The sequence below is a fragment of the Lutibacter sp. B1 genome (assembly GCF_012524075.1).
Lineage (GTDB): Bacteria > Bacteroidota > Bacteroidia > Flavobacteriales > Flavobacteriaceae > Lutibacter.
The window spans coordinates 1-14,204 of the sequence record NZ_JAAZUI010000001.1; the positions used below are offsets into that span (position 1 = coordinate 1).

General features: G+C 29.1%; 10 protein-coding genes and 2 CRISPR repeat arrays. Of the genes, 4 read left to right on the forward strand and 6 right to left on the reverse strand.

The genetic code is table 11. The features are described from left to right. The first annotated feature begins 126 nt into the window (after positions 1–126). Positions 127–363: a CRISPR direct-repeat array (repeat unit 38 nt; unit sequence AATATCGTGTTTTCTAATCTTTAATCAAACCACAACTA). A gap of 156 nt (positions 364–519) precedes the next feature. Continuing rightward, positions 520–2,200: a CRISPR direct-repeat array (repeat unit 36 nt; unit sequence AATATCGTGTTTTCTAATCTTTAATCAAACCACAAC). A gap of 155 nt (positions 2,201–2,355) precedes the next feature. From HGB55_RS00005 to HGB55_RS00015, 3 genes are all read right to left on the reverse strand, one after another. Next, complete coding sequence (locus HGB55_RS00005; RefSeq protein WP_168813387.1) at positions 2,356–2,679, reverse strand: GIY-YIG nuclease family protein; 324 nt, start codon at positions 2,677–2,679, stop codon at positions 2,356–2,358. 51 nt (positions 2,680–2,730) lie between these two features. Next, on the reverse strand, positions 2,731–6,111 hold the full coding sequence (gene cas9, locus HGB55_RS00010) for a type II CRISPR RNA-guided endonuclease Cas9 (RefSeq protein WP_168813389.1): 3,381 nt from the start codon (positions 6,109–6,111) through the stop codon (positions 2,731–2,733). 197 nt (positions 6,112–6,308) lie between these two features. Further along, on the reverse strand, positions 6,309–6,809 hold the full coding sequence (locus HGB55_RS00015; protein WP_168813391.1) for a YkgJ family cysteine cluster protein: 501 nt from the start codon (positions 6,807–6,809) through the stop codon (positions 6,309–6,311). Positions 6,810–6,892: 83 nt separating this feature from the next. Here HGB55_RS00015 and argS point away from each other — a divergent pair, with 83 nt between their 5' ends. Then, a complete protein-coding gene (gene argS, locus HGB55_RS00020) occupies positions 6,893–8,662 on the forward strand; it encodes an arginine--tRNA ligase (RefSeq protein ID WP_168813393.1) in 1,770 nt (589 codons plus the stop codon). Positions 8,663–8,879: 217 nt separating this feature from the next. On the opposite strand, the gene HGB55_RS00025 is transcribed toward argS, so the two are convergent. Beyond that, on the reverse strand, positions 8,880–9,386 hold the full coding sequence (locus tag HGB55_RS00025; protein WP_168813395.1) for a hypothetical protein: 507 nt from the start codon (positions 9,384–9,386) through the stop codon (positions 8,880–8,882). Positions 9,387–9,496: 110 nt separating this feature from the next. On the opposite strand from HGB55_RS00025, the gene lpdA reads away from it, so the two are divergent. From lpdA to HGB55_RS00040, 3 genes are all read left to right on the forward strand, one after another. After that, positions 9,497–10,885, forward strand: coding sequence for a dihydrolipoyl dehydrogenase (gene lpdA, locus HGB55_RS00030; protein ID WP_168813397.1), 1,389 nt, complete (start codon positions 9,497–9,499; stop codon positions 10,883–10,885). 125 nt (positions 10,886–11,010) lie between these two features. Further along, positions 11,011–11,433, forward strand: a complete 423-nt coding sequence (locus HGB55_RS00035; protein ID WP_168813399.1) for a hypothetical protein — start codon at positions 11,011–11,013, stop codon at positions 11,431–11,433. A gap of 9 nt (positions 11,434–11,442) precedes the next feature. Then, positions 11,443–11,868: a hypothetical protein gene (locus tag HGB55_RS00040; RefSeq protein WP_168813401.1), complete on the forward strand. Its 426-nt coding sequence runs from the start codon at positions 11,443–11,445 to the stop codon at positions 11,866–11,868. Here the strand turns inward: HGB55_RS00040 and bshC are convergent. Both bshC and HGB55_RS00050 read right to left on the reverse strand, forming a co-directional pair. Next, entirely contained in the window at positions 11,865–13,454 is a 1,590-nt protein-coding gene (bshC, locus tag HGB55_RS00045) for a bacillithiol biosynthesis cysteine-adding enzyme BshC (protein WP_168813403.1), read from the reverse strand. The two genes, HGB55_RS00040 and bshC, sit on opposite strands and share 4 nt — an antisense overlap. 6 nt (positions 13,455–13,460) lie before the next feature. After that, entirely contained in the window at positions 13,461–14,099 is a 639-nt protein-coding gene (locus tag HGB55_RS00050; RefSeq protein ID WP_168813405.1) for a methyltransferase domain-containing protein, read from the reverse strand. Positions 14,100–14,204 lie beyond the last annotated feature (105 nt).

Genomic DNA, 14,204 nt, shown 5'->3' on the forward strand with positions numbered 1-14,204 from the left:
GGTGTTTGTAAACCACATTAGAATGTAAAAAATGCCTCAATCTTGTCAATTAAATACAAAAAAGAAGCATTTTTATTTACGATATTTCACCTTAATTACTTGGTTATTAGAAGCTAAAAACGCTACTAAATATCGTGTTTTCTAATCTTTAATCAAACCACAACTACGAGTAAAGGCAACGTGTGTAGATTGTGAATATCGTGTTTTCTAATCTTTAATCAAACCACAACTAGAGGTCAATTAATTCATTCGCCTTGGAAATATCGTGTTTTCTAATCTTTAATCAAACCACAACTTAAAACAGCAGGAGAAGTAACATCATTACAATATCGTGTTTTCTAATCTTTAATCAAACCACAACTAAGATACACCTATTAATAATCCTATTACTGGTGTTTGTAAACCACATTAGAATGTAAAAAATGCCTCAATCTTGTCAATTAAATACAAAAAAGAAGCATTTTTATTTACGATATTTCACCTTAATTACTTGGTTATTAGAAGCTAAAAACGCTACTAAATATCGTGTTTTCTAATCTTTAATCAAACCACAACAAGAAGTTATCGAATATTTACAAGACCTTAAATATCGTGTTTTCTAATCTTTAATCAAACCACAACTATCAAACGAATCTATTGATGAAAAGTCAAATATCGTGTTTTCTAATCTTTAATCAAACCACAACATAATGCTGACGTTACTAATGATGAGCTTGAATATCGTGTTTTCTAATCTTTAATCAAACCACAACTTGTAAACCGCAGGGAACTGTAAAAATTAAATATCGTGTTTTCTAATCTTTAATCAAACCACAACAAGATTCGCTATACACTTTTCGAGATAAATAATATCGTGTTTTCTAATCTTTAATCAAACCACAACACTACTGGTAGTTGTTTGTTTTCTTGTAATAATATCGTGTTTTCTAATCTTTAATCAAACCACAACGATGACACGTATGAAATGGAGCGAATTTTCAATATCGTGTTTTCTAATCTTTAATCAAACCACAACAAGCTCGAGATAATAATATCCTGGTGGAAAAATATCGTGTTTTCTAATCTTTAATCAAACCACAACTAAACACTTCATTTGCTACAAAGCAAGAATAATATCGTGTTTTCTAATCTTTAATCAAACCACAACATTATTTATAATTTTATAAGACCCTATTTGAATATCGTGTTTTCTAATCTTTAATCAAACCACAACGGTAAATTCTTTTTGGTTGCCATTTTTAAGAATATCGTGTTTTCTAATCTTTAATCAAACCACAACAACGTTGGTGGTATGGTTAGTTGCCGATTTAATATCGTGTTTTCTAATCTTTAATCAAACCACAACATAAGTGTATCTTACAATTACTTCACGACTAATATCGTGTTTTCTAATCTTTAATCAAACCACAACCGCTTAATGTAATATTCTTCACAAACTAAAATATCGTGTTTTCTAATCTTTAATCAAACCACAACAGTTCTTACACTTGGTCTTAAAGTAGGTTTAATATCGTGTTTTCTAATCTTTAATCAAACCACAACGCAGATGCCATAGTGTATCGAGAGTATAAAAATATCGTGTTTTCTAATCTTTAATCAAACCACAACTAGCCAATTGAATCATTCATAAGAACTGTAAATATCGTGTTTTCTAATCTTTAATCAAACCACAACATTATTTATAATTTTATAAGACCCTATTTGAATATCGTGTTTTCTAATCTTTAATCAAACCACAACGCTTTAGTAGCAGCATTACCACCAGATACAAATATCGTGTTTTCTAATCTTTAATCAAACCACAACTTCGATATGTTTATCGAGAATTATTTTACTAATATCGTGTTTTCTAATCTTTAATCAAACCACAACTATACAAGCTCATCGCCTTCCTTTAAATCTAATATCGTGTTTTCTAATCTTTAATCAAACCACAACTATATCAAGCCAAAATAAACTTATATTAAAATATCGTGTTTTCTAATCTTTAATCAAACCACAACCTAATACAGTAGATGTAGCAATTGATTCGTAATATCGTGTTTTCTAATCTTTAATCAAACCACAACGTATAAGATTAGTGGCTTTAAATGAGCCGAAATATCGTGTTTTCTAATCTTTAATCAAACCACAACAAACCCAGAGAAAAAAAGAAAAGCATTTAAATATCGTGTTTTCTAATCTTTAATCAAACCACAACAAAACCTCACTTCGTTCTGTTTTGTTGTGGTTTTTATTGTTTAAGATTTGACTTTTTATGTCAAAGAACTTATTCCTGTCATACCGAAGCATGAGGAATCTCATAATTTTCACATTTTTAATGAAATTCCTAATACTATAAAAACAACTGCTATATTATATAAATCGACTCTCTAAAAACTCAAAATTAGCATTAAAGGAACGTATTAAATCTAATTTCTTTTCCCTGCTCCACCCTTTAAGCTCTTTTTCTCTGGCAATAGCATTTTGCACCCAACTAAATTGCTCATAATATACCAAATGTTGCAAGTTATATTTCGCTGCAAAAGTTTTGGCTCCCTTGTCTATATTCTCTTTATGCTGTTTTAAACGCTCATTTAAATTATTTGTCACACCAATATAGTAAGTAGATCGATACTTGTTAGTTATGATATACACATAATATTTATGATAACCTTCATTTTCATTAAACTCTTTCATTTTTATTTGTTTACTCTTATGTGATTCCTCATGCTTCGGAATGACAAACTATTATAATTTTTCAATTTTACCTGTAACAGATATTTTAACTTTTATAGGATTAAATGTTTTCCATCCTGTTTTACCATCACCAAAACTTTGAATTCGAATATAAAAAGGTTGAAAATTGTTTTGTATTGATGCTTCTGTATTTAATCTAAATTCATAAAACTTTGATGATAGTTTTTGAACTCTATACAAATGATCTTTTATCATCTCATAATCTTGATTTTCCCAATTAATTTCTTCATCATTTAACCCTAACAAAAACATATCGTTAATGTGTAAAGTGGTAATTATTTCTTTTCCATCTGTTGGTAATTTGTATACCGAATCTCCAATTCTTTTTCTTTCTACAACTGTCCAAAATGTTACAACATCTTCTTTTAAATTGCCTTTTTCGTCTTTATAAATTAATACATGATGATTATTTCTTGGGTTTACCCATTGGTTTATATTTTCTTTTAATTTTTCTGCACCACCAATATTTTCTTTTACTCTAACTTTTAAAATAGGAACAGGTTCACCTTTTTTATTTGGTAAGAAAATTTGTGGTTTTTTTATTCCGTTTTCTTCTATTATAAAAAAGGTGTTAGCAGGAACTCTATCTTTTACAAATCCACCTAATTCATTCACTCTTTTTAAAATCAGCATTCGAATTGTTTCATCAACTACTTTATCAATTTGTTTTGCAGTTTCTAAACTTTCAATAGGTTTTCTGACATGAAAAGCTTCTTCTCCTTTAAATGTTCGCTTACCAAAAACTGTTTCTTTATGCAATTGTCCTCTTGCCGCTACACCAATATTTTTATGTTTTTTTCCGTTTTTCTCTGTTATATGTGTTCGAACAGTAATATCATTTGAAACTTTTTTGTGAGAAACCAAAATATTTTCAACTGCTTTTTCCGCATCATAATTAAATGTTTCCCAAGGCATTGGAAAATATTTTAATTCTGGTTTTCTATTATATCTATTCCATTTAGATAATTCTTGCACATACGATCCTTTTGTACAAGCCATTACTAAAGCATCAATTGCATGATGACGATGATCTTCACGAGTTTTAGCATTTTCATAATTTAAAATATGATTCAAACCCCACTTTTGTCTCAAATTAGATGTTGCTTGTCCCGGAGAAACTGTAACATTTTCACAAATTCTTGATAAATAATTTTTAGCTTCTTTACTAATATATCGTGTATCATTTAATTGTCTTGAAGAAAAATCATCATCAAATTTTTGTTGTACAAATCGTTTAAATTTATTATATGAATTAGGGTATTCTTTAGTATCAGAAAATAATTTTAAAGCACGTTCTTTTATTGCAGACCAATTTGCTTCATCATCACCATAATATTCATAAGGTGTTTTATCACCTTTTTTTCTGTTTTCATCTGCCCAACATAATGTTTTATTTGAAAAACTATCATTTAAAGAACGACTCCATGGATGAATATGTTCAATTTGTACTTCTCCTGAAAATAATTGCGCTACTGAAATTGGCTTTCCTGTATATGGACACGTTTTTTTACATTCTTCCCATAATTTATATAACAAAATAGTATCATGAGTTATTCTAATACCTTCCTCATTTAATCTATCTTTTATTCTATCATTTTCTCTCTCTAAACGTTTTTGATCTCTACGGATTTTATTTCGTTGCGATTTGGAAATTTTTAAATCACGTGCCATTTCAACTTTAATTTCGTTAAAATTACCGTGTTCATCAATCAATTCATTAACTAATTTTCGTAGTTCAAATAAAGCTGTAATTACAATTGGATTTCTTATAGCCTGTATTTCTTTGTCTGCTTCTTTACCTAACGGCAATTTTTCTAACAATTCTTTTACATCGATTTTTGCAGAATGATGGTATAGTTTTTTAAGTTGCTTATCTGAAATATTGTAATCTTTTCTTAAAATATTTTTAATAATATCTATAAATCCGCCTTTAGTTTTTGAGCGAACAATATCTTCAACATTATCAATTAAATAATTTCTTTTTTCATCAGATAATTTTTCCCAATCTGTACCAAAAACATTTTTAATTCCACCTAAAACTACAGCCACATCATATGTAAAGCCCAACTGCAAAAAAGGAAGAATATTTGAAATTGCTTTTCTGCTTAAATTAGAATAACCATCTTTAACATTAAATTTTGAAATTGCTTCTGCTTGTTCTTCCGTAAAATTCCATTTTTTAATAGCATAATCTTTTAAATTCGATTTACTGTCAAAAAAGTACAACACATGCCATATATCTTCTTGTTCCTTTTCTGAAAACTCAAACCATTTTTTACCAAAATATTTTTTATTTGATAAATTTGATATGGTATGTGTTCCAACTATCTTATCATCATCTTTATAATTGAATTTGAATTGTGCATTTTCTTTCCCAATAACTTTTCTAATTCGTTTAAAATCGGGCTTTTCATTTGCATACAAAAAATCGATAATCTTTTCCTTTTCATCTTGAGAAATTTTATTTCCATTATATTCTACGGTGTTTACCCATTGCCATACTCTAAACTGTTCAAAAGGAATTGCGCTTATAGGACATTTTGTTTTAGTAGGTTCAAAAGAGCAATTACCAACTAAATGTTTTTGAGAACGTAATGGTCTTTGATGAAATAAAATTCCATCTTCTTTATAACCATCGAGTTTTCTACCACCAAATAAAATTTTTAATTCGTTTGTTAAACCTAAATAAAATTGAGCTTGTTTATTCCAAATCAATTCAAATTCATCAACATACATTTTACGTGTAGTATACCTGTTACGAATTCTCTCTAAACCTTCTTGAAAAGGATGATTTTCTTTTGGATAAATTTCATACAAATAAGAACCTAATGTTTTTTCTTGGATTTTCTCTTGTGTTTCTGTAATACCGATTTTTCCTTCTTTTACATTTCCTTTAAAAATAGCTCCATCATCTTTCCCCCCTTTTCTACTATTGCTTAAAAAGCCTCTACGCTGAATTAAATGATAAAATATTCTGCCTAATTCTTCTAATGTAATTTTTTTATTTAATGCTTTTTGCCTTAACTCATACGGATTTAATGCAAACCAAGTGGCTAACTTTATGGACGGAAATTCTTTTGTTCTTTTCCAATCTTCAAAATCTTTTGAATCCAATGGACACATTTTATTTTCTGAAAGTGCTTTTAATAACACTTTTTTTCTTAATCTTTTTCTAAAAAATTGACGCCTAACTCCTCTAGCTCCTGTTCTGCTTGCATTTTTAGACATTTCTCTCCCTTCCCCATCACCTAAATTATCAACTCCCATAGGAAATATCCTACTTCCCATTCCTAAAATTTTTTGGTGTGAATCATCAACAACCGCCCAACCAATACTGTTGGTTCCTAAATCTAATCCAAGAATTTTTGACATAACATATAATTTTATTGCAATTTTTTAAGACTTATAAAGTTAACGGTTTTTTATAAGATTTAAAAAAAGTTTACTATATTTGAATAGTGAAAAAATTATACTAATCTTTAATCTTATCACAATAAGGCTATATGCCGTAGATGAAAATCTTTAGTCCTGCTTCGGTAGGACTTTTTTTATATATAAAAAAGAAGTATTTATTTTACAGGCAATTTCTTTTTCAATGCTTCTACAATGTTATATGTTGCCGGGCAAATCTCCGTATTTTTTAATGTTAAATTAGTTATTTGAATAAACTTACGTCTATTGGTATGCGGATATTCACTACATGCTTTTGGGCGAACATTATAAATAAAACATGTATTGTCTTTCAAATCTAAAAAGGAACATGGAGCCGTTTTTAACACATAAAAATCATCCGAATCGCGTTCTAAATACTGTGAAATAAAATTCACAACCTTCATTTTTAAATGTTTCGAAATTCGTTCAATATCTTTTTCAGTAAAAATTGGGCTGGTAGTTTTACAGCAATTACCACAGGTTAAACAATCGGTTTTTTCAAACTCTTCATCATGTAAATCCTGCATTACCAAATCTAAATTTTTAGGTGTTCGTTTTTTCAATTTAGCAAAATACTTTTTACTCTCATCGTATTTTTCTTTGGCTAAATTGGGTAACTCTTTTAAAAACTGTTCCATTCTTCGTAATTTATAGGCAAAAATACAATTTAAACTTTTAAAATTTGTGTACTTTTGCACTTCAAATTATTTCAGTAAAAATTATGCAAAATATTTTAGAATCGGCTGTAAAAAAAGGGTTAAAACACATTTATAATGTAGCAATTGAAACTGTTGAATTTCAGGCTACACGTAAAGATTTTGAAGGAGATATAACTATTGTAATTTTTGCATTTTTACGCTTTATAAAAGGAAATCCTGCTGAAATTGGCACAAAACTGGGAAACTATTTAAAAGAAAATGTTGAAGAAATTGCAGATTTTAACGTAGTTAAAGGGTTTTTAAATTTGGTAATTTCCGATGCTTATTTTATTTCAAATTTCAATACTGTATTTTCAACTGAAAATTACGGATTTGTAACACCTAACAAAGGTGATAAAGCTGTTATGGTAGAATATTCTTCACCAAACACAAATAAACCACTACATTTAGGACATATAAGAAATAATTTATTAGGCTATTCTGTGGCTGAAATTATTAAGGCTTCAGGTAAAAAAGTATATAAAACTCAAATAATAAACGACCGTGGTATTCATATTTGCAAAAGTATGTTGGCTTGGCAACGTTTTGGAAATGGTGAAACTCCCGAAAGTACAGGCCTTAAAGGTGATAAACTGGTTGGTAATTACTATGTGAAATTTGACCAAGAATACAAAAAAGAAATCGGTAAACTTATTGCTGAAGGAAAAACAGAAGATGAAGCAAAAAAAGAAGCTCCACTTTTATTAGAAGCACAAGAAATGCTTATAAAATGGGAAGCCGGAGATGCAGAAGTTGTTGATTTATGGAAAACTATGAACGAGTGGGTTTATACCGGATTTAACGAAACTTATAAAGAATTGGGTGTTGATTTCGACAAAAATTATTACGAAAGTAATACCTATTTATTAGGAAAAGATGTTGTTGCCGATGGATTAGAAAGAGGTGTTTTTTATAAAAAAGAAGATGGCTCGGTTTGGATTGATTTGACTGAAGATGGTTTAGATGAAAAAATTGTGTTGAGAGCCGATGGAACTGCGGTGTATATGACACAAGACATAGGTACTGCCATTGAGCGTTTTAAAGATTTTGATTTAGATGAATTGGTTTATACCGTAGGTAACGAACAGGATTATCATTTTAAAGTACTGTTTCTAATTTTAGATAAATTAGGTTTTGATTGGGCTAAACATTTGTATCATTTATCGTACGGAATGGTTGATTTGCCAAGCGGTAAAATGAAATCGAGAGAAGGTACTGTTGTTGATGCTGATGATTTAATGATTGAAATGACCAATACTGCACGTGAAATTTCACAAGAGTTGGGCAAATTAGAAGGATACTCGGAAGAAGAGAAAGAAGAATTATACAAAACCATTGGTTTAGGAGCTTTAAAATATTTTATTTTAAAAGTAGACCCTAAAAAACGTATTCTATTCAATCCGGAAGAATCGGTTGATTTTAACGGCAATACAGGTCCTTTTATTCAATACACTTACGCAAGAATTCAATCTATTTTAAGAAAAGCCGATTTTGATTTTTCAGTAGAAATAAATGCTATTTCGTTAGATGGAAAAGAGCGCGAATTGATTAAACAAATTTTATTATTTCCTGAAACTATTCAAAATGCGGCTAAAAATCATAGTCCGGCATTAATTGCAAACTATACGTTTGATTTGGTTAAAGTATACAACTCGTTTTACCAAACAGTGCCTATTTTAGGTTGCGAAAATGAGCAAGAAAAAATATTCAGAACTCAACTTTCTGCTAAAGTTGGAAATGTTATAAAATCGGCATTTATGTTATTGGGAATTAATGTTCCTGAAAGAATGTAAATAGTTTTACAATAATAAAAGAGATTGTCTAAAAAGTCTTAAATGTCGTCATTCTGAATTTATTTCAGAATCTCAATATGCTTATCTTTAATTATTATGAAAACCTGAATTCGAAGATTCAGCGAAGCTAAATAAGCCTGCCTGTCGGCAGACAGGTTCCGATTAACTTAAAATACACTTTTTAAACAACCTTTTTCTTTTAAAAAAACTTTATATTTTAAGCCTCATTTTCTTTAGAACTATCTATTTTATCTTTTATATTTTTTATTGCTGCTTTTGATTCATCAGCAATAATTTCACCTTTTTCTTTAGCATTTTCAATAGTTTCATCTAACGACGCTCTAACATCACTTGCTACTTCTTTAGTTTTTTTAATGGCTTCATCTGTTTTTTCTGAAACTTTTTCTTTTACCTCTTTAGCAACTTTTTTTGTGTCTTCAATAAATTCTGAAGTTTCTTCTTTAATCTCGGCTGTTATTTCCTTTGTTTTTTCAGAAATAATTTCTTTAGCTTCCTTAGCCACTTCTTTTGCATCTTCAGCAAAATCAACTATTTCTTCTTTTAAATCATTTGCAATGTCTTTAGCTTTATCTACAGCCTTATCGGTTAGTTCTGACGCATCTTTTTTTAAGTCATCAGTTGCTACTTTTGCTTTATCAAAAGTATTTTCGGCAGTCTTTTTAGTACCACCAAATAATTTTTTTAATGAATCTAATAATCCCATGGTTTAAGTTTTAAATTGGTCTACGCTAATTTAAATATTTCTTAACTAAATTTAAGTTTATTTAGTTAAAATCTTTGTAAATTCGCCTCATATTTAATAAAAGTAAAAACATGAAATACGATATCATCATTATAGGAAGTGGTCCAGGAGGATATGTTACAGCTATTAGATCATCTCAGCTAGGTTTTAAAGTAGCTGTAGTTGAAAAAGAAAACTTAGGAGGTATCTGCCTGAATTGGGGATGTATACCAACAAAAGCATTACTTAAAAGTGCTCAAGTTTACGATTATTTAAAACACGTTGATGAATATGGTTTAAAAGCCGAAGCTATTGATAAGGACTTTGAAGCCGTTGTTAAAAGAAGCCGAAATGTTGCCGAAGGAATGAGTAAAGGTGTTCAATTTTTAATGAAAAAAAATAAAATTGATGTGATTGATGGTTTTGGTAAAATAAAACCGGGAAAAAAAGTTGATGTAACTGATGCTGATGGAAATGTTACTGAATATAGTGCCGATCATATTATTATTGCAACAGGTGCTCGTTCTCGCGAATTACCAAGCTTACCTCAAGATGGCAAAAAAGTTATTGGCTACAGAGAGGCTATGACTTTACCTGAACAACCTAAAAAAATGATTGTAGTTGGCTCCGGTGCAATTGGAGTGGAGTTTGCTCATTTTTACAATTCAATGGGTACCGAAGTAACCATTGTTGAATTTTTATCAAATTTAGTTCCGTTAGAAGATGTAGATGTTTCTAAACAATTTGAACGCTCTTTCAAAAAATCAGGTATCAAAGTTATGACCAGCTCATCAGTTGAATCTGTTGATACTTCAGGAGAAGGAGTTAAAGCTGTTGTTAAAACTAAAAAAGGTGAAGAAATTTTAGAAGCCGACATAGTTCTTTCAGCTGTAGGAATTAAATCAAACATTGAAAATATAGGTTTAGAAGATGTTGGTATTGTTACTGACAGAGATAAAATATTGGTAAACGATTTTTATCAAACAAATATTCCGGGTTATTATGCTATTGGCGATGTTGTTCCCGGACCTGCATTAGCGCACGTAGCTTCTGCCGAAGGAATTACTTGTGTTGAGAAAATTGCAGGTTTACATACTGATAAAATTGATTACGGTAACATTCCGGGTTGTACCTATGCTACACCTGAAATTGCAAGTGTTGGTTTAACTGAAGCTAAAGCGAAAGAAGAAGGTTATGAAATTAAAGTAGGAAAATTTCCTTTTTCTGCCTCAGGTAAAGCAAAAGCTGCAGGAACACCCGACGGATTTGTAAAAGTTATTTTTGATGCAAAATACGGCGAATGGTTAGGTTGCCACATGATTGGTGCCGGTGTAACTGATATGATAGCTGAGGCTGTTGTTGCAAGAAAATTAGAAACAACCGGCCATGAAGTATTAAAAGCAATTCACCCACACCCTACAATGAGTGAAGCTGTTATGGAAGCTGTAGCCGATGCTTATGGTGAAGTAATTCACTTATAAAATATTATTTTTAAAAGTAAAGCCCAAACTCAAAAGTTTGGGCTTTTTTTATAAACAGAACTTGTTCAAATTTTATAACTAAAAAATTTAATATATATTTGAGAATATACATTTGAATTTTAACTATGCGATTTTTTAAAATATTTTTATTTTCTGTACTTATAATCAGTGTTTCCTGTAAAGAAAAACAGTCTAAAACCATTATAAAAGATACCAATACTTCTTCCGAGAGTATTAAACATTATATATGCAAAAATAATTGTGAAAATAGCGGAGGTGCTATTGCAGGTAATTGCCCTGTTTGTAAAACTCCATACACACATAATGAAATTTATCATGCAAAAGATTTTTTAAAAGATGGTCCTTTAAATGTACCTAAATACAACGGTAACCAAAATAATAAAAATAACAGTACTCCTGCTCAAAATAGTTCTGGAGTTTATCATTATATTTGTAATAATGGTTGTTACGGAGGATCTGGTAAATCGGAAAAATGTTTAGTATGCGGAACAACCTTAGTACATAATCAAGCATATCATAACAACTAAATATTAAAAATGTCTTTTTCTTTTTCAAACCTTTTTAAAACAAAAAAAAATAAAAATTCTGTTGAAATTGCACCTAAAATAGAATATAATGGAGCTACAAAATATGCCGAAAACACTACAAATGACGCTTATTTAGATTTTGAAGAGCTTGGTGGGTTTCCTTATTTAAAAACAATTATTATTGGTGATTTTTCAACCAAAATTAAACGTACAGGATGTAAACTATCCTTTATTTTCGAAAATGATTCTTTAACCTTAAATTCTGATAATACAGATATTGATTCCACTCAAATAAAAAATACTAGTGCTTATTTTACGGAAATTGATTTTGAATTAGATGACCATGAAGCCTCTAAAATAAAAAATGAAAAAGTAATTGAACTGAAATACATTTTTAAATCCAAAACAATTTCATTTAAACCTATAGAATTTTAATTCTCGATAATTGAAAATTGTAATTTTAAAGGATTTAAAGCTGATAAAAGCATTGGTACTAGTTTATCGCCAAACTCTACATAATATTCAGCAAAATTTCGGGTGCGTTCTTCCAAACTCTGGTTAGGAAATAACTCATTTTGAAGTAATGTAATTCTCTCAATAACATCATTAAGTTTTCTTTTTTGTGCTTTCAGCAAACGTTGTTCTAATTTATCTAACCCATTTAATTGTTTCTTTTCCTGTGCATTCACAGCACCTAAAAATGAAACATCTGTTTGTTTTGCCAACTCTTTTAAACCTGTAAATTGTTGCTTTAAAAACAATTTTTGTTGCGAAAAATCAATTTCTATTTCAGAGATTTCTTTTATTTTTTCTGAAATTAAATCTTCTTGTTTAACAAAAATTTCTTCTAATGATATATCTAATTTTCGCAATTTATGCAGTTGCTTTTTGGAGATAAACAGTACTGAATTTCGTAACAATAAAATTGGAAATGGTATTTTAGAAACACTAAAATATTTTTTTAACTGAAACCAATAAGCCAACTCTCCACCTCCTCCAATGTAACATAAATTTGGTAAAACAGTTTCTTGATAAAGTGGCCGCATAATTACATTGGGACTAAATCTCTCCGGATAATTTTCAAGTTCATTCAATATTTCATCTTTAGTAAATGAAATTGAAGTATTATTAACAATGTAATTTTTAGTATCAAAAATAATTCTTTCTCGTAAATTATCTTTTAGGTAAAATAAATTAATTTCTCGTGGATTTACCTGGATTTTATAGTTGGAACTTAACTTATTATTTGTTTCTAAAACTGTTTTATAAGATGTATTTTCAATTAACTCATCTTTTAATATCGATTTAAACTCAGTTTTTAAAGCTTTATCATCTCCATCAACAATTACCAAACCATATTCACCAAAAAGTTCATTTACCAAATAACGTGTTGCTTCAGCTAATGTTGAATGCTTACTATATGAATTGTTAAATAGTTCTTTAAGTTTCTGTGCATTTTTTGAAGTATTCAATAAACTGATAAATTTTTCTTCAACTTCATCTAAACCTTTTGTAGAAATCCTACCTACAGCTCCGGTTACATTCTTATTCCAGCTAATTTTAGTTTCTTGAAAATTAAAATAGTTTATCTCATCAAAATCGTGATCTTCAGTAGCCATCCAATAAATAGGCACAAAATTGTACTTTGGAAACTGTTTTTTCAGTTCTTTTGTTAAATTTATTGTAGTAACTATTTTGTATAAAAAATATAATGGTCCGGTAAAAATGTTCAATTGGTGTCCTGTAGTTACTGTAAATGTATTTTCAGCACCTAACAACATTATGTTTTCAGTTGTTAAATCACTTGTTTTAAATGAATTGTATTGTTTATTTAAAGATTTAACCAACGTTTTACGTTTAGCAGCTTCAAAATTTGATTTTAGATTTATTTGCTTTTTAAATCCCTCAATATTTGGAAAATTTTCATAAAACTCCAATAATTTAGAATTTTTATCTAAATAATCGTTTATCAGATTAGAAAAATATCCTGTTTTGTAAAAAGGAAGATGGTGTACTTTCATTAAAAACTATGCTTTTCTTTGAAATAGAGTGTAAACAAATTCTCTTGTATTGCCTGAAGGTTGAAAATATGTATGGTTGAATGATTCTAACAAAATAAATTCATTTCCTAATTTTTCCTGTAGCATTTCCTCATTGTAATTTACAACATCCAATCCGCTACATTTTTTTGCGCCTTCTAAGTTAAATTGAGCCAAAATTACAAAACCATTTGGCTTTAAAACCTTTTTTAACAAATTAAAATATGTGTTTTGTTGTTCTTTCAATGTAAAAAAATGAAGAACAGCCCTATCGTGCCACAAATCTATATTTTTTAATTTTAAAAGTTCTGTAGGATTTGTTAAATCGTCAACTACAAATTTAACTTCTGAATGTTTATGCTTCGACAAACTATTTCTCAACTCGGAAAGTGCTATTGAAGAAATATCGTTTACTGTAAGGTTTGTGTAACCTCTATTTAATAGTTCTTCAATCAAACTACTGGCACCTGCACCAGGATTAAAAACAGAAGCTTCTTTAGGTAAATTACACAATTCAATAAGGTTTAATGACTGAGTTGCTTCTTTTTCATACCATCCCAAACTATTGATAGGCGTTTTTAAATAGGCATTGTTCCAATGCTTTTCAAAATTATAATCAGTACCCATATAAAACTGAAATTGAGGTTATAAAAATAAACAATTTAAAAATGTTCAACTAAAATTAACAAATTAAAATATTTATTTAATTTTTTATAACTAAAATCAATTTAT

Excerpts from the sequence above, each read along its gene's own strand:
- HGB55_RS00015 (WP_168813391.1), bottom strand. The coding sequence starts at position 6,809 with ATGGAACAGTTTTTAAAAGAGTTACCCAATTTAGCCAAAGAAAAATAC.
- HGB55_RS00025 (WP_168813395.1), bottom strand. The coding sequence starts at position 9,386 with ATGGGATTATTAGATTCATTAAAAAAATTATTTGGTGGTACTAAAAAG.
- HGB55_RS00040 (WP_168813401.1), top strand. The coding sequence starts at position 11,443 with ATGTCTTTTTCTTTTTCAAACCTTTTTAAAACAAAAAAAAATAAAAAT.
- argS (WP_168813393.1), top strand. The coding sequence starts at position 6,893 with ATGCAAAATATTTTAGAATCGGCTGTAAAAAAAGGGTTAAAACACATT.
- HGB55_RS00050 (WP_168813405.1), bottom strand. The coding sequence starts at position 14,099 with ATGGGTACTGATTATAATTTTGAAAAGCATTGGAACAATGCCTATTTA.
- cas9 (WP_168813389.1), bottom strand. The coding sequence starts at position 6,111 with ATGTCAAAAATTCTTGGATTAGATTTAGGAACCAACAGTATTGGTTGG.
- lpdA (WP_168813397.1), top strand. The coding sequence starts at position 9,497 with ATGAAATACGATATCATCATTATAGGAAGTGGTCCAGGAGGATATGTT.
- HGB55_RS00035 (WP_168813399.1), top strand. The coding sequence starts at position 11,011 with ATGCGATTTTTTAAAATATTTTTATTTTCTGTACTTATAATCAGTGTT.
- HGB55_RS00005 (WP_168813387.1), bottom strand. The coding sequence starts at position 2,679 with ATGAAAGAGTTTAATGAAAATGAAGGTTATCATAAATATTATGTGTAT.
- bshC (WP_168813403.1), bottom strand. The coding sequence starts at position 13,454 with ATGAAAGTACACCATCTTCCTTTTTACAAAACAGGATATTTTTCTAAT.